We start from the raw sequence: 25,096 nt of genomic DNA, 5'->3' as shown, positions 1-25,096 counted from the left end.
ACTATAGATTTTTCTTTACACCTCCCCCTTGTATCCGTTACAATCTTTGTATACAACGAACAAGGGGGATTTTTTTATGAAAAAATACTTAAGCGCAGCACTCCATAAGCTGACCGTACTTCTGGAATTTATCATTTCATTCGTTCTGGCTGCCGGAATCATCATCCTGCTGATCCAGCTGGTCCTGTCCATGCCAAATGTTCCGGATCTGGATATTTATCCAAATTACGAAGACCTGGTAGAAACCTGTTTCAATCTGATCATTGGTGTCGAACTGATCCGTATGCTTTATCAGCACAAGCCTTCCACTGTGTTTGAGGTGCTGTTATTTGCCATCGCCAGACAGGTGATCATGGCACATAATAATCCGGTATCCAGCCTGATCGGTGTGGTTTCCATCGCACTTTTATTTGCAACCAGAAAGTTCCTTTTTATTGAATTTGATGAATCTGAGAAGATCATTTTCCGTGCTACTACCAAAGCTCAGATTGTAAACAGCATCCTGCACGTCCATATTCCATATGAAGATGAACAGACCTTATATGACGTGATCACGAAAAGATTTGAACAGGAAAAAACTGAAATTGGTGTTGGTGCAAGTACATTCTTCGATAATTTTGGTCTGCGCGTCGCCAAAATGCATAACGGCAAGATCAGTCGTATCGAAGTAATCCGCTCCATACATTAACAGAATTTTCTGATAATTCAGTTTTCTTTACAGAATTTTAATAATTTTTTTGCATTTACCATTGCATCTCCCCCCTATGATAGAGTATAATGTAGCTATAGCCGGAAGGATATAAAAACTATCTATACATCCTGCCGGTCAAGCTCTTATAGATGCACTTATCTCCGTACATACTATGAGAAATATGAGAAAAAAGGAGTTGAGCTGTATGAATTTTATCATTAGCGGAAGAAACATTGACATCACACCTGGTCTCAGACAGGCTGTAGAACAGAAATTAGGAAAACTGGAAAAGTATTTTACTCCTGAAACTGACATTATCGTTACACTCAGTGTAGAAAAAGAACGTCAGAAAATCGAAGTTACGATTCCTGTAAAAGGAAACATTATCCGTTCCGAGCAGGAAAGCAGCGATATGTATGTATCCATTGATCTCGTAGAAGAAATTATCGAGCGTCAGCTCAGAAAGTATAAAACCAAACTGATTGCAAAACAGCAGGGTGGACATGATTTCCGGCAGGAATTTATTGAATCCGATACTTCGGCAGCAGAGTCAGACGAGATTGAAATTGTCCGTACCAAACGTTTCGGCATCAAACCAATGTTCCCGGAGGATGCCTGCATCCAGATGGAACTTCTCGGACATAACTTCTATGTATTCAGCAATGCTGAGACAGACGAAGTCAATGTCGTATATAAGAGAAAGAATGGAACCTACGGTCTGATCGAACCGGAATTCCAGTAAAACAATAATCTCATACAGAGAACCTGCTATCTGCAGTTTCTCCTGTATACTAAGACATTACACCCCCATACAGAACGGATCCTCCGTTCTGTATGGGGGTTCTTTTTCCTGTTCTATTCCTCAAAAACCAGGATTTCTTTTCCATCCTCCGCAAAATAACAGCTGTCTCCTTTTTCGATCACAGCCTGTCCATTTGTCCCTTCTGTAATCTCGGAAACCACACTTTGCTCCTGATCATAAGGCAGAATCACCTTCATCAGCACCTTATCCGTATACTGTGTATCCTGCACACTGATCTGTCGCTGTCCGAGGATATACTGGATCTTCCCAAGTCCGGTATAATCCGTTCCAATCTCATACCGGTAACCCAGACGCTTTGTGATCACAGTACTTGCCTGAAGGCCTTCCTTTACTGCTCCCTGATAAGCCCGCACCAGACCACCTGTTCCCAGAAGCGTCCCGCCAAAATACCTGGTCACAACAACCGCCGTATCGTGAAGACCTTCCCCTGTAAGTACATCCAGCATCGGTTTTCCTGCTGTACCTGCAGGCTCCCCGTCATCACTGCATCTCAGAGTTGGATTCGTCACACCGATCACATAAGCAAAACAGTTATGTCTTGCATCCCAGTATTTTTTCTTAACTTCTTCTATAAATGCCAGTACTTCTTCTTCCGAGTGTACCGGTCTTACCGTTGCGATAAAACGGGATTTCTTTTCAACAATCTCCCCTTCGCCTCCCCGGTATACTGTTTTGTATTCTTCCTGCATGTCTGCGTTTTTCCCTTCATTTTCCTTATATTTTCACTATTTCCAGTATACAAATCTATTTCTTCAGATGCAAGAAAATTACAAAAATGTTACAATTTCCCTATATTTCCGAAGTTTTTCTTAATTTTGTAAAATGGAACATTGAAGTTTTCAAGTTTTCCTTTATTTAGATTATCAAGTTTGATATAATATTGCAATATGAAGGAGGAAGCATTCATGAATTATGGAAAGCGAAAAGCTTCTAAAAAGCAAAAACGCATAACATCGAAAAAGAATATGCGCAAAAAGAAACTGGGCGTTCGCCTTTTTAAAGGTTTTCTATTATGTATCTTTGTCTGCTGTATCCTCGCAGCGATCGGAGGTGGCTTTATCATCAAGCATGTGATTGATAATGCACCTGAGATTACAGCTGACAGCATCAAACCACAGGGTTATACGTCCACCGCACTTGCAGATGACGGCACGACAACAATAGCCGAATTTACCGGTGCAGGTGCCAACCGTGTATATAAGACGATCGATCAGATCCCGAAGGATCTGCAGCATGCATTCGTCGCAATCGAAGACTCCCGTTTTTACAAACATAACGGTGTTGATATTCAGGGTATTATCCGTGCTTTTGTTGTTGGTATCACTCATGGCGGCAACTTTTCTGAAGGAGCCAGTACCATTACCCAGCAGCTGATCAAGAACAATGTCTTCCCAGACTTTGTAAATGAAAGCACTTTTGAAGAAAAGCTGGAACGTAAGATCCAGGAACAGTATCTCGCAATTCAGGTTGAAAAGCAGCTCGATAAAGATTCAATCCTTGAAAGCTACCTGAACACGATCAACCTTGGTCAGGACTGTCTGGGAGTACAGTCAGCCGCACAGAGATATTTTAATAAGGATGTCAATGAACTTAACCTTTCCGAATCTGCGACCATCGCTGCGATCACACAGAATCCGGGAAGATACAATCCGATCACCAATCCTGAGGACAACGCAACCCGCCGTAAAAAAGTTCTGGATAATATGCTCGATCAGGGCTGGATCGACCAGGCTGCCCATGATGAGGCGCTGGCAGATGATGTATATTCCAGAATCCAGAACGTAAATACACGGATCGAAGAGACCAGCACCGTCAACTCTTATTTTGTTGATGCCCTGTCTGAGCAGCTGATCGAAGATCTCACCTCTGAAGACGGACTTGGATATTCCCAGACACAGGCAGAGAACGCATTGTACAGCGGTGGTCTCACCATTTATTCAACCCAGAATCTTACGATGCAGAACATCTGTGATGAAGAGTTGAATGATGACAACAATTATCCGGCCAATATTGACTGGGGTGTTGATTATGCCCTCACAGTCTATCATACTGATGGCTCGGTAGATAACTACAGTGCCGGACACCTGAAACAATTCGGGGCAGACCAGTACGGTGATGACGAAGGACTTCTCTTCGGATCACAGGAAGCTGCACAGGAAAGAATTGACGCATTCCGTAACAGTCTTCTCCAGGATGGCGAGACTTATGATGAGTACGTCAACCTCTCTCCACAGCCGCAGACTTCACTGACCATCATCGATCAGAAAACGGGGCAGATCAAAGCTCTTGTCGGTGGTCGTGGACAAAAGACAACCAACCGTGGACTTAATCGTGCATACAAGGGTTCTACCCGTAACGCAGGTTCTACATTCAAGATTCTTGCCGTATACGCTCCGGCGCTGGACAGTGCAGGTCTTACACTTGCTACTACCGAAGTTGATGAAGAATACTACTATCAGCACGACCTGGAACATCATCAGGTTCATAACTGGTGGGGCGATTACTATAAAGGTACCGTAACATACCGTCAGGCGATCGAACAGTCCATGAACATCATTGCAGTAAAGACATTGAATAAGATCGGTATCAATCTTGGTTTTGAATACTGCGAGAAATTTGGTCTTTCCACACTTAGCGAAGACGATGCTGTAGAGTCTCTTGCTCTTGGTGGTATTTCCCATGGTGTTTACAACTATGAACTGACAGCAGCCTATGCATCCATTGCAAACGGCGGTGTATATAACAAACCATCCCTCTATACAAAAGTATTGGATCATGATGGTAATGTCCTGATCGACAACTCCAACCCGGAAAGCCACACTGTGATCAAAGATACAACTGCGGCACTTCTTACCAATGCCATGCAGGACGTTGTCACAAAGGGTACTGCAACCGATGCACAGCTCAATAATATGCCTGCATCCGGTAAATCCGGTACAACCTCCGACAACCGTGACTTCTGGTTCGAAGGATTTACACCGTATTATACCTGTGGTATCTGGATGGGTTACGATGGTAACCAGGAAATGTCTGAAGGAAGCTGGAACTATCATTTCAAGATCTGGGCTAAGATCATGAACCGGATCGATGAAGCTTTGGGCCTTACCTACAAAGACTTCGAGATGCCAAGTTCTCTCGTTCAGAAGAGTGTATGTACAATTTCCGGTAAACTTGCCGGTTCCAGCTGTCCGTCACAGACCGAATGGTTTGATCCGGATACTCTCCCGACTGAGACATGTTCCGGACATGCAAGCAAATCAACTACCACCAACAGTACAAAAAATTCGAATGACAAATCCGATTCTAATAGTACAACAGGTGGAAACTCCTCCGGTAACTCTACCGGCACTAATGGGGATACTACCGGTGGTACCGGCGGTGATTCCGGCAATACCGGTGGCGATTCCGGTAATAACGGTGGTGGCACTGATTCCGGCAATACCGGTGGCGATTCCGGTAATACCGGTGGTGGCACTGATTCCGGAAATACCGGCGGCACAGATTCTGGCAATGGACAGTAAGAATCCCATCATCTAATTAGAGCAAAAAGAGATCAGTGAATGTTGAAATTCACTGATCTCTCTTTTTTTATCTCTATCGCTCTGGTCATCTATTTCTGATATACGATCTTACCTTCAATCATCGTATAGTATACCATTGCATCGGTATCAAGTCCGAGTTTTCCTTTCATTACAATAATATCTGCATCTTTTCCTTCTTCCAGGCTTCCCAGACGGTCTTCTACGCCCAGCACTTTTGCAGCATTGATCGTAACCGTTCTTACTGCTCTCTCCTGTGCAAGTCCTTCACGCACTGCTTCTCCCACATGATGATACAGGGATTCTTCACTCAGAATCGGTGAATCAGTGATCATCGCCACATTCACCCCTCTGTCATCAAGCATTTTTACAGCTTCCACATCCAGTTTCCTGCGCTCTCCCGGACTGCGATAAGTTGCAATTGGTCCGTAACATACATCGCATCCGCTTTCCGCGATTTCATCCAGATAATCGGTTGCTCCCCACGCATGCTCCAGTGAAAAGTGCACATGATACTTCTTCGCTATCTCAATTGCAGTGAGCATATCATATTGTGTACAGTGGATCTTACATGGGATTTCACCTCTCAAAGCCATTCCAAGTGCTTCCATATCCGGATCATATTCCACTTCTTTCCCCTGTTCTTTATCCTCTGCATACTTCTTTGCCTTCGCAAAGGTATCATCCAGCACTTTGGCAATTCCCATTCTCGTCATCGGGAGCCGTTTCATATCACCATATGTATTTTTCGGATTTCCTCCAAGTGCGATCTTCACCGCACATGGTGATTTGATCGTCATATCAAACACATTGTTTCCATAAGTCTTAAGTGCAAACGGAAGTCCGCAGAATACATTTCCGCTTCCAGGTGTCAGAAGCATGGTTGTGATTCCGTGCTCATAAGCTACTTTAAATTCTCTTGCTTTTGGATTGGTTCCAAAACGTGCATCAACAGAAAGAGTAACCGGATTTGTCATCTCATTGGCATCGTCTACACACGGATCCACATTGAAATCAAATAATCCAATGTGAGAATGTGCATCGATAAGTCCCGGAAGAACATAATATCCTTCTGCCTCAATGAGATTATCTCCATCCTCTAAGCAGTCTTCACTGATATGTTCTGCTACTTCTTTGATCTTTGCTCCTTCGACGAGAATATCACCCTGAAAGATGCCCTTATCCTCTGTCATTGTATATAAAATACCATTTTTGATTAATGTCTGCATTACGATAATACCACCTTTCCATTTATCATACAAAACTGTACGTGTGCTGCATAAGATTTTACAGGATGATCACTGTAAATTGTGATGTCCGCGTCTTTTCCAACTTCGATACTTCCGATCTGATCTGCAACACCAAGCATCTCGGCTGGCTGGATCGTCATCATTTTTACTACATCCTCGGCATCGATTCCTGCACGATATACTTCGATCGCACTCCAGATGAATACTTCTCTGCCTTCTGAAGCACCTTTGCATGTGTTTGTAAATGCGATGCGGTTTCCGTTTTCTACCAGTTCTTTTAATCTGGAAAGGTCGATTTCATGTTTTGAAATCTGTGACAGGTTGCTGAAATTACCAAAGATAATTCCAACTTTCTTTTCTTTCAGTTCTTCGATCGCATCGCCGAATTCAAATCCGTCTACGATTGTAAGCTGGATATCTTCATCTTTCAGAAGCTCCATAAGACACTGAATCTCACCTGCAGTTTCTGCAGCGATGACAAATGGCATCTGATATTTCTTCAAAAGGTCATCTTTTCTGATTGCTTCTTTGAGCAAATGGAAAATTCCCATTCTTGTTTTCGGCATCTGGTTACTTGCACCATATACATCCTTAACGGTTGAGCATACGCTTCCCTTCATTGCTGCGTGCTCTTTTACAATACGGTTTGCCATATGATCCGGAGCTGTCTTACACACTGTAATCTGTCCTCCGATCACATTGCTGTGATCCGGTGAAAATCCAACAGATGTAATTCCTGATTTATAGAATTCCTGTGCATTCACTTCATCTGGATCGATGGCATACTTCACGCTCAGATCCGGATTAATTACATTTGTAGTTTCTGCATTATCTCTGTAACGAGTCGGAATCCCCGTAGCTCCGATAGAAGAATGTGGATCGATGAAACCAGGAAAAACCTGTTTTCCTGTTGCATCGATAATTTCTGCATCTGTTTCGCAGATATTCTTTTCGATTTTCTTAATCTTTTCCCCCTCGATTAAGATATCATAGTTTTCAAGCACTTCACCAGTTCCGGTATGAATGGTTCCATTTTTAATTACATACATAATCATTTCTCCATTTACTTTTATTTTTTTAACCTAAAGTGCCATAGAGGTTTTGCAACCTCTATGACATTTCAATTTAGTTTACTCTGTAAGTCAATATACTATTTTTCAATATAAACCTGAGAGAAATCAACCTGACCAACTGTAGATACGAAGTAGTTCTTCACATATTTCTTAACAAATGTAGGTGCCTCTTCAAGATAAGTAGGTTCGATCAGTCCTGACTTAACAACCAATTCTTCTGCCTGCAGATAAAGCTCTGCTTTCTTCTGGTCATCAACTTCATATTTTGCTTCATTCAGAAGTTCCTGATATTTCTTAGGATCTTCTCCAGACCATCCTGTCTTTTCTGCGTTGAAGTATCCATTATCCGGATCGAATAACTGAAGAAGAGCACTTGGTTCATTGTAGTATGGTCCCCAGCCGCCTGTTGCGATATCGTAATCACCGGAGTCAATCTTATCCCACATGATGTTCCATTCCATCATATCGATTTCGATATTGATTCCAAGAACGCTTTCCCACTGCTGCTTCATCCATTCAGCAATCTTTTTAGATAATTCGTCTGTACCACGGCTTGCATAGCGGATTGTCACTTTTGACGGGTCTGGATCTTTACCAAGTTCTTTTAACCCTTCAATAAGTAAAGCTTTCGGATCTTTGATTTCATCCTGAAGTTCCTGAACGAAATGGTTCTTTCCGCCAACTAATTCTGTGTAAGTTTTTTCTCCAACCTGGACAGTATCTGGCATCATAGAATAAATCGGAACGCCTTTTCCATTACGAAGAGTATCGATCATTTCCTGACGGTCATAAGCTACTGATAAAGCCTGTCTGATCTTTTCATTGCACAGATATTCGTTTGCTGCATTCAGCATGAAGAATTCCGGTGCACTATCCGGAACCTGATAAGATTCAGATTCTCCCTGTTCTTCGATAGTCTTTCCCCAGTTTGCATCCGTTGTACCGATCACATCCAGTTCACCGTTGATATAAGACTGAACTGCAGTAGCTGATTCCTGAATGATCTTGTAATTGATCTTGTCAAGTTTCACATCGTCGGCTCCCCAGTACTGATCATTTCTTACCACTACCATCTCTGTATTCTGGCTCCAGCTTTCAATCTTGAATGGTCCGTTAAATACAGTCTTTGTTTCAGATGTTGCATAATCACTTCCAAGTTCTTCATACATTGCTTTGTTTACCGGATAAGCTGATGAAGAAACCAGTTCCAGGAAGTAAGATGCCGGGTGGATAATTTTGATTTCCAATGTATCTTCATCAATGGCGTGTACACCGATTTCTTCCGGTTTCTTTCCCTGATCGTAAAGAGCTTCTGAGAAGTTTTCGATAATACCGTCAAATAACCATGCGTTTGTTGCTGCAACAGATGGAGTTGCCATCTTCTGGAAAGTAAATTCAAAGTCATTTGCTGTTACTTTCGTTCCATCACTCCACTTTGCATCTTTGTTCATGTGGAAGGTATAAGTAAGTCCGTCTTCACTTATATCCCAGCTTTCTGCTGCAGCAGGAATGATCTCATAAGTATTTCCATCCCGAGTTACTCTTTTAACAAGTGGGTCTAACACCATATTAAATGCTGCGTTATCAGGACCAGTTGTGTTGATCAGCGGATTCAGTCCGACAACCACACTGTTGTTGGAGATGTTCAGAACCTGTTCTGTTTTTCCGTCAGAACTTGCTTTTTTGTCATCTCCGCCACATCCTGCAAGACAACTGACAGCCATTGCTACTGCGAGCCCCATTGCTAATGTTTTTCTTTTTTTCATAGTCTTCCTCCTTTATATCCAGCAAGATTACTCTTGCGGGTGATCTTCCATCAACTCTTTTGCTCTGTGACAAGCTACGAAGTGTTCCGGTACGAGTTCTTCAAGCTTCGGTGTTTCCTGATGACATTTTTCTGTTGCATATCTGCATCTCGTCACAAATCTACATCCAGGTTTTGGATTAACCGGACTTGGGATCTCTCCCTCGAGTCGAATTCTCTTCTTCTGTTCTTCTGTGTCCGGATCCGGAATCGGAATCGCTGCCATCAGCGCCTTTGTATATGGATGAAGTGGATTCTGATATAATTCATCACTCTCTGCAAATTCAACCATATTTCCCAGATACATTACACCGACACGGTCCGAAATATGTTTTACCATAGACAGATCATGTGCGATAAAGAGATAGGTCAGGTTTTTCTTCTGCTGAAGTTCGATCAGCAGGTTGACAACCTGTGCCTGAATGGAAACGTCAAGAGCTGAAATCGGCTCATCACAGACGATGAATTCCGGTTCGATAGCAAGTGCTCTTGCGATTCCGATACGCTGTCTTTGTCCGCCTGAGAATTCATGAGGAAAACGAAGCGCATGTTCTCGGTTAAGTCCGACCAGTTCCAGTAATTCATAAATCTTTTCCTGACGTTCTTTTCCGGTGTAAAGCTTATGGATATCAATTCCTTCCCCGATAATGTCCCCGACTGTCATTCTCGGATTCAGTGAAGAATACGGATCCTGGAAAATAATCTGAGCTCGCTTTGTAAACTCTTTCTTTTCTTTTTTATTCAGTTTATTAATATCAACTCCGTCAAAAAGAACTTCACCGCCTGTTGCCTGATAAAGCCCCATAACGGTCTTTCCACAGGTTGTTTTACCGCAGCCGGATTCACCTACGATTCCAAGAGTCTCACCTTTATAGATCTTAAAGTTTACTCCATCCACTGCCTTCAGTGTCTGGTTTCTTCCAACCTGAAAATACTTCTTCAAGTCTTTTACTTCGATCAGTACTTCTTTCTTGTCCATGGTTACTGTCTCCTCCTTATCATATTCTCAGGGAGATTGCTCACATCCGCTCTTGGATCGTGAAGCCAGCAGTTACATTCCTGTGTATCACTGAATTTTGTAAGCTCCGGATATTTCTTTCTGCAGATATTCATTCCATACTCGCAACGTGGAGCGAAAGAACATCCAACCGGCGGATTAATAAGATCCGGCGGCGTTCCTTTTAAGGAATATAAGGTTTCTTTATTTGTAGAATGGATCTTCGGAACGGAATCCAGAAGAGCTCTCGTGTAAGGATGTGTAGACCGATAGAAAATTTCTCGTACATCACCACGTTCTACAATTTTTCCTGCATACATAACCTGAATCTTATCAGCAACGCTCGCTACAACACCTAAGTCATGTGTTACAAGGATCATCGCCATATCCAGTTCTTTTTGCAGTTCTCCGATCAGTTCCATGATCTGTGCCTGGATCGTTACGTCCAGAGCAGTGGTCGGCTCGTCTGCGATCAGGATTTCCGGTTTACATGCAAGCGCAATTGCGATCATCGCTCTCTGTCTCATACCACCAGAAAACTCAAATGGATACTGTTTCATTCGTTTTTCTGCATTTGGTATCTTAACCAGCTGCAACATTTCCAAAGCTTCTTTATAAGCTTCTTCTTTTGATATCTGTCTATGGATCAGAATACTTTCCGCAATCTGATCTCCGATCTTCATGGTCGGATTCAGTGAAGTCATTGGATCCTGGAAGATCATTGAAATCTTACTTCCTCGAATGGAAACCATTTCATTTTCTGATTTTTTCAGAAGATCTTCTCCGTGGAACAATACTTCAGAATTTTCATTTATTAATGTGTTCGATTCTGGAAGCAATCGCATGATTGCTTTTGAAGATACCGTCTTACCACAACCAGACTCTCCTACAATTGCAAGAGTTTCTCCTTTATGAAGATTAAAATCGATCCCTCTTACTGCATGTGAGATTCCGGCATAGGTCTTGAAAGATACCTCCAGGTTTTTCACTTCCAGTATTTTTTCTTTCATCTTGTAGTTCCCCCTTTTATTTTCTCAGCTTCGGATCCAATGCATCTGAAAGTCCATCACCGATCAGATGGAAGGTCAGCATTGTAAGTACGATCATCAGACATGGGAAGAACAATTCATGCGGGTAAAACATAAGCTGCTGCTGTCCTGCTGATGCAAGTGCTCCCCAGCTGGTTTCCGGTGGTCTTACTCCAAGTCCGATATAACTTAAGAAAGCCTCACTGAAAATAAATCCTGGAACTGACATCGTAATATCAACCATAATAATTCCAAGTGTATTCGGAAGAAGATGTTTGATAATAATACGTCCCGTTGACGCACCAAGTGCTGTTGCTGCCTGCACATAATCCTGTTCCTTGATCTGAAGGATCTGTCCTCGTACCATACGCGCGGTTCCTACCCACGCGGTAAGGCTCATCGCAAAAACAAGAGAGAACATACTTCTTCCAAGTACCATGGATAAAATTACTACAATGATCAGATACGGCAGGTTTCCGATAAATTCGCAGATACGCATGATAATATCATCTACAAGTCCGCCTTTTAATCCTGCCAGTGCACCAAGAAGTGCTCCGATCACAAACATTACCAATGTACAACATAAACCGATATAGATTGAAATACGTCCACCGACACAGACACGGGTAAAAAGATCTCTTCCCATATCATCAGTACCGAACCAGTGTGCACTGCTTGGTCCCTGGTTCTTAATTGACGCATCAATCAGCTGATAATTCTGTCCTGTGATCACTGGTCCGATAAACAGGATCACTACGATCACAGCTAATAATATAAGACCAAATATCGCAAGTTTATTTTCCCTGAATCTTCTCCAGACATCCGCCCAATAGGTCAGGGATTTCTCTCCGATATCTTCACCAGATAATCCTTCCGTCCCGACACGTTTAAAATCATCTGATTCATTCCATTCTTCTGTCATTACTACCTCTTTTGTACTCATCAGAAGCCCTCCTATTTCTTACCTTTTGCAACTCGGATTCTCGGATCGACGATTCCGTACAGAATGTCTACGACAATCAGCGAGCCGACGAACAAAATAGCAAAGAAAATTGTAAGACCGATTACCATCGTATAATCATTATCCGAAACTGCTTTTACATAATAGAATCCAAGTCCCGGAATCGCAAACATACGTTCAAGGATGAATGATCCTGCAAAAATTCCTGCCAGAGAAGGTCCGATCATAGTAATGATAGGAAGCATTGCATTTCTCAAAACATGTTTCCGTACCACTCTTTTTTTCGTACATCCCTTTGCTTTCGCTGTGATAATATAATCTTCCCCAATTACAGACAGTGTACTGCTCCTCATATATTTTGTATAAGATGCAATTCCTCCGATTGCATAGGCGGCAACAGGAAGAATATAGTGTTTTAATTCTCCCCAGCCAAATACCGGCACCAATTTCCATTTGAATGCAAGAAAATACTGCAATACCGATGCAAATACAAAACTTGGAACACAAATTGCCAATACAACGAGTACCCTTATGACATGATCCACCGGTTTTCCCCGGTTCAGTGCTGCAACCATTCCAAGACTGATACCAATCGTCACCTGGAACAGCAATCCCAATAACCCAATCTTCGCTGATACCAACGTATTATTTTTTATAATATCATTTGCTGACTGTCCGGTATAAATGATTGACTCCCCAAAATCTCCGGTCGTCAGAAGATTCTTCATATACGTTGTATACCGCTTTACTACCGGCTGGTCCAGTCCGTATTTCTCACGGATGATTTCCTGTGCCTGTTCCGGCATCTGTCCGACTTTTGCAGCGATCGGATCTCCCGGAGCACCTGCTACCAGAAAAAATGTTGCTGTGGTAATCAAGAACAGTGTCAAAACAGCATATGCCAGCCTTTTCCCAATAAATTTAACCATACCTTCAGTTCCTTTCCCCTTTTTTCTTTTGATTTTCATATAAAACATGCGGGACAACCATGTAGTGGAATTCTATCTCTTTACAGATATCTTCGACTGTCCCATTATGAAACAGATCCAAAATTCTCTGATGATTGATGTGAACCACATCAAATGGTACCAGGGTTTTCGTATCCATCGTATAATATGCCGCCGTATTCCCTCCTTCCAGTATTTTCCAGATTCTATGAAGTTTTTCACTGTGTGCGGTCTTCACAATACATTCATGGAACTGTTCATCGAATTTTATAACATCATACAGATTTTTCTGATTGGCCGCTTTCTCCATGGAAAGGACAAGCTTCTGCATCTCTTCATCCTGTTCTTTGCTGATCTCTCCCCCGCACATCTGCACTGCCAGTTTCTCAAGCGTAGACTGGATCAGGTATGTTTCCTGCATCTCTTCATAAGTCATCGTCTTTACTACGCAGCCTTTCTGCGCTTCATATACAACCAGCCCTTCTTCTTCGATCTGCCTGAGAGCTTCTCTTAAAGGGCCTCTGCTGACTTTCAGCTCTTCTGCTACTTTTGCCTCTATAATTCGTTCTCCCGGTTTGATCTCTCCTGATAAAATCTTATGTCTTAAAATTTCAACTACTTGCTCTCTTAATGTTTTACGTATTATCATTTTGTCTTCCTTTTCACAATTATTTAGAGTTCATAGACTTATTTAATAATGTTACTACGATAAGTCTACATCATTTTGTGCAGAATGTCAAATGTAAACATTTGTCATTCTTCATTTTCTTCTGCAAAAAACAAAAATCTTGCAAGAATGTTAAATATTTCTCACAAGATTTTTGTTTTTTTATAATATCTTTTACTTATTCCAGTACCAGTTTTGCTGCTCCGCAGATTCCTGCATCATTTGCAAGCTCCGCAAGTGCAAATTCTGTATCTTTATCTGCAAAGAATGCCATTTCTTTAAATGGTCCTTTGATGTAATCCAGCAGAACCTCTCCGGCTTTTGATACACCTCCGCCGATTACGATAACCGCCGGATCACAGGCAGCTGCAAGGTTCGCCAGCGCATGTCCCAGATAATTTCCAAATTCTGTTGCGATTTCGATTGCAACTTCATCTCCGGCTTTCACTGCATCAAACACTTCTTTCGCAGACATCTCTGCCACATTTCTGAGGGTACTTGGTTTCTCATCTTTTGCAAGACGCATATTGGCAAGTCTTGTGATTCCTGTTGCAGAAGCATACTGTTCCAGACAGCCTTTCTTTCCACATCCACAGGTTTCTGTCTCCTGATAGTTTACACACAGATGACCGATCTCTCCGCCAGCTCCGTGTGCCCCTACAAGGCACTTTCCATCCACGATGATTCCACCGCCAACACCCGTTCCAAGGGTAACCATAATGACATTCTTGTGACCTTTTCCACCACCTTTCCACATCTCACCAAGTGCAGCTACATTTGCATCATTCCCCGGAATTACTTTCATTCCGTCAAGAAGCTCTTCCAGTTCACGTGTCACTTCTTTGTATCCCCATCCGAGATTTGCTGTGTTCTGAACAATTCCATCCTCGTTTACCGGTGCCGGAAGCCCCATTCCAAGTCCGATGATCTGTTCTTTCACCAGGTCCTTTTCTGCCATCTTTGCTTTCACTGCCTGTGCAATATCCGGCAGGATTGCTTCTCCCTGGTTCTCAGTACGTGTCTTGATCTCCCATTTGTCAAGAAGCTCTCCGTCTTCCTGAAAAAGTCCCATCTTTACTGTCGTTCCGCCTATATCGATACCAAAACAATATTTCATCTGTCTCCTGCTCCTTACATTTTCTTTTTTAGATTTTCCTGTACCCGGCGGTACAGCTCCTGAGCTGCGTTATAGCCCATTTGTTTCTGTCTGTGGTTGACTGCCGCTGATTCTACGATAATGGCAACATTACGTCCCGGACGGATTGGAATACTGTGACATACAACCTTATTACCAAGAAATTCTGTATACTCCTCAGTAAGTCCAAGCCTGTCGTACTCACGATCCTTATTCCAGTCCTCAAGTGTAATGACAAGATCAATATTTTGTGTCTCTCTTACGCTCTGCACACCAAACAGCGTCTTTACGTCAATGATACCAATTCCGCGAAGTTCGATGAAATGGCGGGTAATATCCGGTGCTGTACCAACAAGTGTATCATCACTGACCTTCCGGATCTCCACCACGTCATCTGTTACCAGACGATGACCTCGCTTGATCAGCTCCAGTGCCGCCTCACTTTTACCGATACCGCTGTCTCCCATGATCAGAACACCGACTCCATAACAGTCCACCAATACCCCGTGAATTGAAATACACGGTGCCAGTTCCACTTTCATCCAGCGGATCAGTTCTGCTGAAAAGGAAGAAGTCTGTTTATCCGTAATAAATACCGGAATATTGTTTTTCACTGCTTTCTCCAGAAATTCCGGATCCGGCTGCAGATTTCTGCAGAAAATAAAGCATGGAATCCCATAATTAAGCAGTGTATCATATATTTTCATCTTATGCTCATATTCCAGTGTCTGCAGATAAGTGTACTCTACATATCCGATAAGCTGAATTCGTTCGCAATCAAAATGATCAAAAAATCCGGCGAGCTGAAGTGCCGGACGGTTAATATCCGGAATTTTTACTTCCCGCTGTGTCATATCGACATCCGGAGTAAGATTTCTAAGTTCCATCTTCTCTACGATTTTTGTTAATGTAACTCCCATATTCCTGTCTCCTTTTATTGTTCTTCCATCAGAGTAGCTTCTGTATCTTCCGTTTCGCTTCCTCTGAAAAAATTATACACGCTTTTGGCCGATTTTTCATCCATTGATGGAATTTTTTTCAAATCTTCCACCTCTGCATTCTTAATCTCATCCAGGCTGGCAAATGTCCGCATCAGTGCTTTCCTTCTCGCAGGTCCGATTCCCGGAATATCATCCAGGATCGAATGCACTTGTCCCTGGCTACGCAGTTTCCGGTGAAATTCAATAGCAAACCTGTGCGCCTCATCCTGCACTCTTGTGATCAGCCGGAACCCTTCGGAATTGCGGTCGATCGGAATCTCAATATTCTGATAGTAGAGTCCTCTCGTCCGATGGTGGTCATCTTTGACCATACCGCATACCGGAATGGATAAATGAAGTTCATCCAGTACTTCCAGTGCTATATTAACCTGTCCTTTTCCACCATCCATCATGATCAGATCCGGAAAAACATTAAAACTTCCCAGCTCTTTTCCGCTTTTCTGTTCCTCCAGACCATGCCGGAATCTTCTGGTGAGGACCTCACGCATACTTGCATAATCATCCGCACCCTGCACACCCTTGATGTGAAACTTACGATAATCGTTTCGTTTCGGTTTTCCCCTCTCATAAACGATCATCGACCCTACCGAGGCAAATCCATTGGTATTGGAAATATCATACGCCTCCATACGCACCAGGTTATTAAGACCAAGCAACTTTTCTATTTCTTTTACTGCACCGATCGTTCTTCCTTCTTCACGCTTGATACGCTCCTTATCTTTTTCCAGTACCATCTTTGCATTTTTCGCCGCAAGCTCAACAAGCTTTTCTTTTTCCCCTTTTTTCGGGATACGGAAATGAACCTTATGCCCGCGTTTTTCTCCAAGCCATGCTTCCAGGATCTCCCGTTCTTCCGGTTCCACCGGAAGCATCAGTTCGCCCGGAATATATGGCGTTCCGGCATAAAACTGCTTGATAAAGCTGGAGAGGATCTCTGCATTTTCATCTCCCTGGGCAATCCGCAGATAAAAATGATCTCTGCCGATCAGACGGCCATTACGGATAAAGAATACCTGTACCACCGCATCCTCACGCTCTCTTGCAAGAGCCACAATATCCCGGTCCTCGCCCCCTGTATCGGTAATCTTCTGCTTCTGTGCAATCTGCTTCACGCTGTGCAGAAGCTCCCGGTATTCAATTGCTTTCTCAAATTCCAGATCATCCGATGCCTCCTGCATCTTTTCCTCCAGATCCTTTAAGATTTTATCATAATTTCCTCCCAGGAATTTGAGTACTTCATCAACCGACTCTCTGTATTTTTCCTGCGAAATATACCCCTGACACGGTGCATCACACTGCTTGATATGATGATAGAGACAGCATCTTTCTTTCCCGATATCGCGCGGAAGAATGCGGTTACAGCTACGCAGATGGTAAAGCTTCCGGATCAGTTCGATCGTATCTTTTACCGCCGTCACACTGGTATAAGGGCCAAAATACTTTGACTTGTCCTTCTTCATCTGCCTTGCCATCATAATCCTTGGATATGCTTCACCGGTTGTCACTTTGATAAATGGATAACTCTTATCATCCATCAGCATCGTATTGTACTTTGGCCGGTGCTCCTTGATCAGATTGCATTCCAGAACCAGCGCTTCCAGTTCCGAATCCGTCACGATATACTCAAACCGGGTGATATGCGTCACCATCTGGTCAATCTTGGCTCCCCGGTTCCTGCTCGGCTGAAAATACTGTCTGACACGGTTCTTCAGGCTGATCGCCTTTCCAACGTAAATGATCTCGTCCTTTTCCCCATGCATCAGATAGACTCCCGGTTTCCCCGGAAGTTTTTTAAGTTCGTCTTCAATAATAAATGTCTGATTTTCCATAGTCACATTATACCTTGCTTCCTGCAGACAATACAAGTCATTCTTGCAAAAGAATCTACCGAAGAAAAAAGAGGCTCCAGAACCTATTGTTCTGAAACCTCTGTATCTTCGGTTATTCTAGACTAGTCACGCTTCTGTGGAAGGATGAATCCGTCTTCATCTCTTTCTACTTTCTTCTGTATTTCTTTCTCTTCCTGCTGTGCAGCTTCGGTATCTGCCTCTTTCTTCGGCATCTCGATCGTCTGCTCTTTTACAGGATTCTCTTCTTTCTTTTCTTCCGGTTCCGGAATTCCTTCACATCTGCGGTAAATCTTCATGAATTCTTTTCCGGTGATCGTCTCTTTCTCAATCAGGAATCCGGCGATCTGATCCATCGTCTCTCGATGCTCGGAAAGCATTCTCTTCGCTTCAGCATATGCTCCCTTCAGCATCTTCATAACTTCCTGATCGATCTCTGCCGCGGTTGCCTCTCCGCAGTTCATAACAGCTCTTCCGTCCAGATAACGGTTCTGGATAGATTCCAGTCCGATAAGTCCGAATTTTTCAGACATACCATACTGTGTTACCATCGCTCTTGCAATCTTGGTTGCCTGCTCGATATCGTTGGATGCCCCGGTTGTAACGGTATCAAACACCAGTTCCTCTGCCGCACGTCCTGCAAGTGCTGTTACCAGCATGGCTTCCAGTTCTGCTTTGGTATTCAGGAACTTCTCTTCCTCCGGTGTCTGCATAACGTAACCGAGTGCTCCCATGGTTCTCGGAACGATCGTGATCTTCTGTACCGGCTCTGCGTCTTTCTGGAGGGCAGTTACCAGTGCATGTCCAACCTCATGATAAGATACGATCCGGCGCTCTTTCTGGCTCATGATACGGTCTTTCTTCTCTTTACCTACAAGAACGACCTCCACTGCCTCAAAAAGATCTGCCTGGGATACCACATTTCTTCCTTTTTTTACTGCATTGATCGCAGCTTCATTGATCATGTTCGCAAGATCAGAACCAACCGCTCCGGAAGTTGCAAGTGCGATCTCTTCCAGATTGACCGTCTCATCCATACGGACATCTTTGGCATGTACTTTCAGGACATCGATACGTCCCTTGAGATCCGGCTTATCTACGATGATACGTCTGTCAAATCTTCCCGGACGGAGAAGCGCCGGATCCAGGATCTCCGGTCGGTTCGTTGCCGCAAGAAGGAGCAGACCTTTGTTGCTGTCAAATCCATCCATCTCTGCAAGGAGCTGGTTCAGTGTCTGTTCTCTCTCGTCGTTTCCACCGAGCTGGGAATCTCTGCTCTTTCCGATTGCATCGATCTCATCGATAAAGATAATACACGGAGCCATCTGCTGTGCCTGCTTGAAAAGGTCACGTACTCTGGATGCTCCGACACCGACATACATCTCAACAAATGCAGAACCCGAAAGAGAGAAGAACGGTACTTTTGCTTCTCCAGCAACTGCTTTTGCAAGAAGTGTCTTACCGGTTCCGGGAGGGCCTACAAGAAGTGCTCCCTTCGGAAGCTTCGCTCCGATTCCGGTGTATTTGCCAGGGTTATGCAGGAAATCGACCACTTCCTGCAGGGATTCTTTTGCTTCATCCTGACCGGCTACATCCTTAAATGTGACTCCGGTAGATTTTTCCACATACATCTTGGCATTGCTCTTGCCAACGCCCATCATGCCGCCGCCCTTTGTCATACGGCGCATCAGCATCACGCCCAGACCGATCATGATCACAAGCGGAACAATGTTGACCAGAAGATTCATCACCATATAAGATGTAGAATCCGGTATCTTCTGTTCATACTCAACACCTGCTTTATACAGTCTGTCCGAAAGGGTATCATCCTTCACAATACCAGTATAATACTGCTTCCTTGTCACATTACTGAACAGACCTGTACTGTCATCGCTGCTGTCCTTACTGCTGCTGTCGTTGTTATCTGCTACAGAACCTTCGACCACATCGCTCTCAGAAGCGCCTTTCTTCTTGCTGTTCTTCATCTCAGCTTCTGTCTTCGCTGTGATTACGATCTTGTCATCCTCGATCACAACTTTCTTAACTTCCCCGGAATCTACCATGTTCAGGAACTGGTCATAGGTAATCTCCTGGGCATCTGTGTCTTCCCGGAACTGATACAGCGCAAATACGATAAACGAGATCAGCATAACGGTAAATAATATAATATTCCATCTCTGACGGTTATTTTTATTATTCGGATTATTATTTCCCGGAAGGTTTTGCTTATTTCTATTATTCTGGTTATCCATACCTACCTCCTAAATGTCGTCTTCTCTATTATAAGTAGGCGTTTTTTAGAAATCAATGAAAAATTTATGAAAAGATTGTAAAAAAGTCATATTTTATAGTATACTAGGTTTGGATTGCTTCTATGAAAGTAAAATTATGGACAAAAAGGATGGAACTTTATGAAAATTGGGTTTGATAATGAAAAATACCTGCAAATGCAGTCTTCTCACATTCGTGAGCGAATCAATCAGTTTGACAACAAACTGTATCTTGAATTCGGTGGAAAGCTTTTCGATGACTATCATGCTTCCCGCGTGCTTCCTGGATTTCAACCGGACAGCAAATTACATTTACTAAAAGAATTATCGGATACCGCAGAGATTGTGATCGTTATCAGTGCAGCCGATATTGAGGCTAACAAAGTCCGCGGTGACCTCGGGATCACTTATGACACTGACGTTCTCCGTCTGAAAGATGAATTTGAAGCCAATGGTCTCTTTGTCGGAAGTGTTGTTATCACACAGTACTCCGGTCAGAACAGTGCCGATCTTTTCAAAGGACGTCTGGAAAAGCTTGGCATTAAAGTTTATATCCATTATGTAATAGAAGGTTATCCTTCCAACATCCCGCTGATCGTAAGTGACGAAGGATACGGAAGGAACGAATATATTGAGACAAGCAGACCTCTGGTTGTCATCACCGCACCGGGACCTGGAAGTGGAAAGATGGCTACCTGCCTTTCCCAGCTCTACCATGAGCACAAACGCGGAGTCCGCGCAGGATATGCCAAATTCGAAACCTTCCCAATCTGGAATATCCCGTTAAAGCATCCGGTCAACTTAGCATATGAAGCAGCTACCGCTGACCTTAACGATGTAAATATGATCGACCCGTTCCATCTGGAAGCTTACGGTGTTACTACCGTCAACTACAACCGTGACGTCGAGATCTTCCCTGTACTGAGTGCAATTTTTCAGCGCATTTACGGAGAAAATCCATACAAATCACCAACAGACATGGGTGTTAACATGGCTGGTAACTGCATCTGTGACGATGAAGTCTGTAAAGAAGCTTCCCGTCAGGAGATCATTCGCCGCTACTACCGCACCATGGACCGTTTCCTTTCCGGTGAATGCCCGAAGGAAGAGACTTATAAGGTCGAGCTTCTGATGAATCAGGCAGGAGTTACCGTACATGACCGTAAGGTTGTTGATGCCGCTCTTGCACGCGCTGAAGAAACCGGTGCACCGGCTGCCGCTCTGGAGCTTCCGGACGGACGCATCGTAACAGGAAAAACTTCTGATCTGCTTGGCGCATCTGCTGCCCTGATCCTGAACGCCTTAAAAGAACTCGCCGGAATCGATCATGATATGCACCTGATCTCACCGACTGCCCTGGAACCGATCCAGAAAGTCAAAACCGAATTCCTTGGAAGCAAGAACCCAAGACTTCACATAGATGAAGCTCTGATCGCACTTTCTATCAGCGCTTCTTCCAATCCGGTTGCCGAACAGGCACTCAGACAGGTTCCGAACCTCAAAGGCTGCCAGGCACATGTATCGGTTATGCTTGCCAATGTTGATATCCGTCTGTTCCAGAAGTTATCGATCCAGGTAACATCCGAACCAAAATATGAGAAAAAACCGATCTATCAGTAGGAAAATGAAATATTTCTGATTTTTATACACCCATTTCGAAAAAAATTGTTGTATTTTTTTCTGGAATGGGTGTATACTTTTAAAGTATTTTATAGGGGAATTGATTTCAAGGGGAAATCAAAGTAGCGAGGGAGCCACATAAATTTTTTATGGGGTTTTTTTCTATTTTTATCCGTCAGAGGGTTCTTTTGGAATTTCCTGATGAATAAAAATCACATTCTAACTTATTTTTTACAGAACACAATGAGTAGTAGACACAAAAAAGGATACCATAAGGAGGGAACTGGAACTATGGCAGTTAAGTATGTATTTGTTACCGGAGGCGTTGTCTCAGGTCTTGGAAAAGGAATCACAGCAGCTTCTCTTGGGCGTCTGCTCAAGGCACGCGGTTACACAGTTACAATGCAGAAATTTGATCCGTACATCAACATTGACCCGGGTACTATGAATCCGGTACAGCACGGTGAAGTTTTTGTAACAGACGATGGAGCTGAGACAGACCTTGACCTTGGACATTATGAAAGATTTATCGATGAAAGTCTTACCAAGAACTCGAACGTAACGACAGGAAAGATTTACTGGTCCGTTCTTCAGAAAGAACGTCGTGGAGATTTTGGTGGAGGAACCGTACAGGTCATCCCACATATCACGAATGAGATCAAGAGCCGTTTCTATCGTAATCCTGCTGCTACAGATACCGAGATTGCGATCATCGAAGTCGGCGGAACCGTCGGAGACATCGAAAGCCAGCCTTTCCTGGAATCTATCCGTCAGTTCCAGCATGATATGGGACATGACAATGTTGCACTGATCCACGTCACACTGATCCCATATCTGCATGCTTCCCAGGAGATGAAGACCAAACCGACTCAGGCAAGCGTAAAAGAATTACAGGGAATGGGAATCCAGCCGGATATTCTGGTCTGCCGTTCTGAGCATCCACTGGATCAGGGAATCAAAGACAAGATCGCCCTCTTCTGTAACGTGCCATCTGATCACGTTCTTCAGAACCTGGACGTGGAATACCTTTACGAAGCACCACTCGCCATGGAAGAAGAACATCTCGCTTCCGTTGTATGCGAATGCCTGAAGCTTGACTGTCCGGAACCGGATCTGAAAGACTGGAAAGAGATGGTCGAATGCCTGAAGCACCCGACACAGGATGTAACAGTCGCCCTGGTCGGCAAATATATCCAGCTCCATGACGCATATATCAGTGTTGTTGAAGCATTAAAACATGGCGGCATCTACAGCCACACAACCGTAAATATCAAATGGGTTGACTCTGAAACTGTCACACCGGAAAATGTCGATGAACTTCTCGGTGATGTAAGTGGTATCCTCGTACCTGGCGGATTCGGCGACCGTGGTATCGAAGGTAAGATCGAAGCCATCAAATATGCAAGAACACACAAGGTTCCGTTCCTCGGACTCTGCCTCGGAATGCAGCTTGCCATCGTAGAATTCGCAAGAGACGTTGTCGGATATCATGATGCACACAGCGTAGAACTGAATCCAAACACCACACATCCGGTCATCCACATCATGCCTGACCAGATCGGTATTGAAGACATCGGTGGAACCCTCCGCCTTGGTTCTTATCCTTGTGTTCTTAACAAAGAATCAAAGGCATATAAATTATACGGAAAAGAAGAAATCCACGAACGTCATCGTCATCGTTATGAAGTCAACAATGACTACCGTGATGCTCTTACCCAGAACGGTATGCTCTTATCCGGACTTTCTCCGGACGGCAGAATCGTAGAGATGGTGGAAATTCCGGAACATCCTTGGTTCATCGGAACCCAAGCGCATCCGGAGCTCAAATCCCGCCCGAACAAACCACATCCGCTGTTTAAGGGATTTGTGGAAGCTTCTCTGGAATATAGTAAAGAGAAGTAATAAAGTGAAATTATATCATTTCTAAGTAAAAGAAACTCCAGAATCAGCAGTATAAAATTGATTCTGGAGTTTTTCTTTATTCATTCTTTTTTAACAATTTTAGAATTCCGTATATACATATGATTGATAAGATCGGTCCAAACCATTTCAATATGAAAAGAAATGTGTTTTGAATGGAAAATATCCATTCATTATTTGCTACCAAAATACCATTTCCTGTTATAATTTGAAACTGGATCCAGGTATCTAATGCGGTATAGCCATAATATACAATTAACATAATGCCTAACGGAATCGAAATCAATAATATAATATTTCTTCTTTTCATACCAGGATTACCTCCTTCCACCATCCATTTGTATTACTTTAATTATATATTATTTTCAGTTTTCTTCAAGTATTTTTTTGTATTTACAGTCTTTTTATGTTTCTGCACAATAAAAAACTGCCGCCAGTTACGGCGGCAGCAAAACATTCTTCTATTATCTGTAATTAGTTCTCATCAGCGATCTCAATCAGCTTATCCAGCAGTTCAGAATAACTATATCCATAATCTTCCATTAACTGCGGATACATGGAGATACTTGTAAATCCCGGAAGGGTATTGATCTCATTCAGGTAAATGTGATTGGTCTTCTTATCCAGGAAGAAATCTACACGGCTCAGCCCGTGTCCATCGATTGCCTTAAATGCACGTACTGCATACTTACGGATCTGTTCCTGAATCTCTTCATCTACTTTTGCCGGAATGCAGGTCTTACTTTCTGCATCTTCGTATTTGGATTCAAAGGTATAGAATTCTCCATGTGGCATGATCTGTCCGACTCTGGATACGATGATGTCATCATTTCCAAGAACGGCTGTCTCAAGCTCGATACAGTCTACACATTCTTCTACAACGATGTGTGTATCATACTTTGCAGCTTCTTCCAGCTTTGCGATTAGCTCCTCCTGTTTATCACAGCGGTAACATCCCACGCTGGATCCTGAACGGCTTGCCTTGATGAAGCATGGCATTCCGAGTTCTTTCATAATGGAAGCTTCTACTTCTTCTGTCTCCTCCATGTTCTTTTCAACTACAACCAGTTTTCCATCATTTCGCTTCTTTACATACACAGATCTGACCTGTGGGATTCCTGCACTTTCAAATACTTTCTTTGCAAAAATCTTATCCATACATGCACTGGATGCAAATACACGGCATCCTACATACGGAAGCTGTACCAGTTCAAATAATCCCTGGATCGTTCCGTCTTCTCCATAAAGTCCGTGAAGTACCGGGAACGCTATGTCCTGGCTTCTCAAAAGACCGAATACATCTTCTACCGCTTCTGCTCCGTCAAGCCAGGTATCTTTTGACAGGTCATTATCTTCCTGCTTTAAGATGTACCATTTCCCATCTTTTGCAATGCCGACAAGTGTAATCTCATATTTATCTTTATCCAGATGCTTCATCACTGAATTACAGGAAATTCGTGAAATTGAATGCTCACTGGACTGTCCACCACAAACAACAAGTAACTTTTTCTTCATATCAGTTT

Annotated in this window: 19 protein-coding genes; 5 read left to right on the top strand and 14 right to left on the bottom strand. The window is 43.2% G+C overall.

Annotated features, from left to right (window positions below; all coding sequences use genetic code 11):
* The first annotated feature begins 76 nt into the window (after positions 1 to 76).
* Together ACYQ5K_RS06595 and hpf are read left to right on the top strand one after the other, a co-directional pair.
* A complete protein-coding gene (locus ACYQ5K_RS06595; RefSeq protein ID WP_173687660.1) occupies positions 77 to 688 on the top strand; it encodes a transporter in 612 nt (203 codons plus the stop codon).
* Positions 689 to 896: 208 nt separating this feature from the next.
* Complete coding sequence (gene hpf / locus ACYQ5K_RS06590) at positions 897 to 1,433, top strand: ribosome hibernation-promoting factor, HPF/YfiA family (RefSeq protein ID WP_022220288.1); 537 nt, start codon at positions 897 to 899, stop codon at positions 1,431 to 1,433.
* 113 nt (positions 1,434 to 1,546) lie between these two features.
* Here hpf and ACYQ5K_RS06585 read toward each other — a convergent pair whose 3' ends face one another.
* Positions 1,547 to 2,203 carry a YigZ family protein gene (locus tag ACYQ5K_RS06585; protein WP_173687661.1) on the bottom strand — a complete coding sequence of 219 codons (657 nt, stop codon included), beginning with the start codon at positions 2,201 to 2,203 and terminating at the stop codon, positions 1,547 to 1,549.
* Between the two features lie 216 nt (positions 2,204 to 2,419).
* On the opposite strand from ACYQ5K_RS06585, the gene ACYQ5K_RS06580 reads away from it, so the two are divergent.
* Entirely contained in the window at positions 2,420 to 5,035 is a 2,616-nt protein-coding gene (locus tag ACYQ5K_RS06580; RefSeq protein ID WP_195231145.1) for a transglycosylase domain-containing protein, read from the top strand.
* Between the two features lie 89 nt (positions 5,036 to 5,124).
* On the opposite strand, the gene ACYQ5K_RS06575 is transcribed toward ACYQ5K_RS06580, so the two are convergent.
* From ACYQ5K_RS06575 to ftsH, 12 genes are all read right to left on the bottom strand, one after another.
* A complete protein-coding gene (locus ACYQ5K_RS06575; RefSeq protein ID WP_178025696.1) occupies positions 5,125 to 6,282 on the bottom strand; it encodes an amidohydrolase family protein in 1,158 nt (385 codons plus the stop codon).
* Positions 6,282 to 7,352 carry an amidohydrolase family protein gene (locus ACYQ5K_RS06570; RefSeq protein WP_178025697.1) on the bottom strand — a complete coding sequence of 357 codons (1,071 nt, stop codon included), beginning with the start codon at positions 7,350 to 7,352 and terminating at the stop codon, positions 6,282 to 6,284. The genes ACYQ5K_RS06575 and ACYQ5K_RS06570 overlap by 1 nt, the downstream gene beginning before the upstream one ends.
* Positions 7,353 to 7,453: 101 nt before the next feature.
* Positions 7,454 to 9,142: a peptide ABC transporter substrate-binding protein gene (locus ACYQ5K_RS06565; RefSeq protein ID WP_178025698.1), complete on the bottom strand. Its 1,689-nt coding sequence runs from the start codon at positions 9,140 to 9,142 to the stop codon at positions 7,454 to 7,456.
* Positions 9,143 to 9,169: 27 nt separating this feature from the next.
* Positions 9,170 to 10,159 carry an ABC transporter ATP-binding protein gene (locus ACYQ5K_RS06560; RefSeq protein ID WP_173687666.1) on the bottom strand — a complete coding sequence of 330 codons (990 nt, stop codon included), beginning with the start codon at positions 10,157 to 10,159 and terminating at the stop codon, positions 9,170 to 9,172.
* A gap of 2 nt (positions 10,160 to 10,161) precedes the next feature.
* Positions 10,162 to 11,187 carry an ABC transporter ATP-binding protein gene (locus ACYQ5K_RS06555; protein ID WP_178025699.1) on the bottom strand — a complete coding sequence of 342 codons (1,026 nt, stop codon included), beginning with the start codon at positions 11,185 to 11,187 and terminating at the stop codon, positions 10,162 to 10,164.
* A gap of 16 nt (positions 11,188 to 11,203) precedes the next feature.
* The gene (locus ACYQ5K_RS06550) at positions 11,204 to 12,148 is read right to left on the bottom strand and encodes an ABC transporter permease (protein ID WP_459777390.1); all 945 of its coding nucleotides are present in this window, start codon (positions 12,146 to 12,148) and stop codon (positions 11,204 to 11,206) included.
* Positions 12,149 to 12,159: 11 nt separating this feature from the next.
* The gene (locus ACYQ5K_RS06545) at positions 12,160 to 13,095 is read right to left on the bottom strand and encodes an ABC transporter permease (protein WP_243259224.1); all 936 of its coding nucleotides are present in this window, start codon (positions 13,093 to 13,095) and stop codon (positions 12,160 to 12,162) included.
* A 4-nt stretch (positions 13,096 to 13,099) separates the two neighbouring features.
* Positions 13,100 to 13,762 carry a GntR family transcriptional regulator gene (locus ACYQ5K_RS06540; RefSeq protein WP_173687669.1) on the bottom strand — a complete coding sequence of 221 codons (663 nt, stop codon included), beginning with the start codon at positions 13,760 to 13,762 and terminating at the stop codon, positions 13,100 to 13,102.
* A 196-nt stretch (positions 13,763 to 13,958) separates the two neighbouring features.
* Entirely contained in the window at positions 13,959 to 14,897 is a 939-nt protein-coding gene (locus ACYQ5K_RS06535; protein WP_173687670.1) for an ROK family glucokinase, read from the bottom strand.
* Positions 14,898 to 14,911: 14 nt separating this feature from the next.
* A complete protein-coding gene (gene hprK, locus ACYQ5K_RS06530; RefSeq protein ID WP_055246743.1) occupies positions 14,912 to 15,835 on the bottom strand; it encodes an HPr(Ser) kinase/phosphatase in 924 nt (307 codons plus the stop codon).
* A 14-nt stretch (positions 15,836 to 15,849) separates the two neighbouring features.
* Positions 15,850 to 17,745, bottom strand: a complete 1,896-nt coding sequence (gene uvrC, locus ACYQ5K_RS06525) for an excinuclease ABC subunit UvrC (RefSeq protein WP_173687688.1) — start codon at positions 17,743 to 17,745, stop codon at positions 15,850 to 15,852.
* 122 nt (positions 17,746 to 17,867) lie between these two features.
* Entirely contained in the window at positions 17,868 to 20,015 is a 2,148-nt protein-coding gene (ftsH, locus tag ACYQ5K_RS06520; RefSeq protein WP_173687671.1) for an ATP-dependent zinc metalloprotease FtsH, read from the bottom strand.
* A gap of 159 nt (positions 20,016 to 20,174) precedes the next feature.
* Between ftsH and ACYQ5K_RS06515 the strand changes: the two genes are divergently transcribed.
* Both ACYQ5K_RS06515 and ACYQ5K_RS06510 read left to right on the top strand, forming a co-directional pair.
* The gene (locus ACYQ5K_RS06515) at positions 20,175 to 21,653 is read left to right on the top strand and encodes a DUF1846 domain-containing protein (RefSeq protein ID WP_173687672.1); all 1,479 of its coding nucleotides are present in this window, start codon (positions 20,175 to 20,177) and stop codon (positions 21,651 to 21,653) included.
* A gap of 291 nt (positions 21,654 to 21,944) precedes the next feature.
* Positions 21,945 to 23,555 (top strand): CTP synthase, encoded by a 1,611-nt coding sequence (locus ACYQ5K_RS06510; protein WP_195231147.1) that lies wholly within the window; start codon positions 21,945 to 21,947, stop codon positions 23,553 to 23,555.
* Between the two features lie 492 nt (positions 23,556 to 24,047).
* On the opposite strand, the gene ACYQ5K_RS06505 is transcribed toward ACYQ5K_RS06510, so the two are convergent.
* Positions 24,048 to 25,088 carry a D-alanine--D-alanine ligase family protein gene (locus ACYQ5K_RS06505; protein ID WP_459777389.1) on the bottom strand — a complete coding sequence of 347 codons (1,041 nt, stop codon included), beginning with the start codon at positions 25,086 to 25,088 and terminating at the stop codon, positions 24,048 to 24,050.
* Between the last annotated feature and the right edge of the window lie 8 nt (positions 25,089 to 25,096).

The sequence above is a fragment of the Allocoprococcus similis genome, from assembly GCF_054660775.1.
The sequence above is the reverse complement of the archived record's forward strand: the minus strand, read 5'-3'. Positions and strand labels throughout refer to the sequence as shown.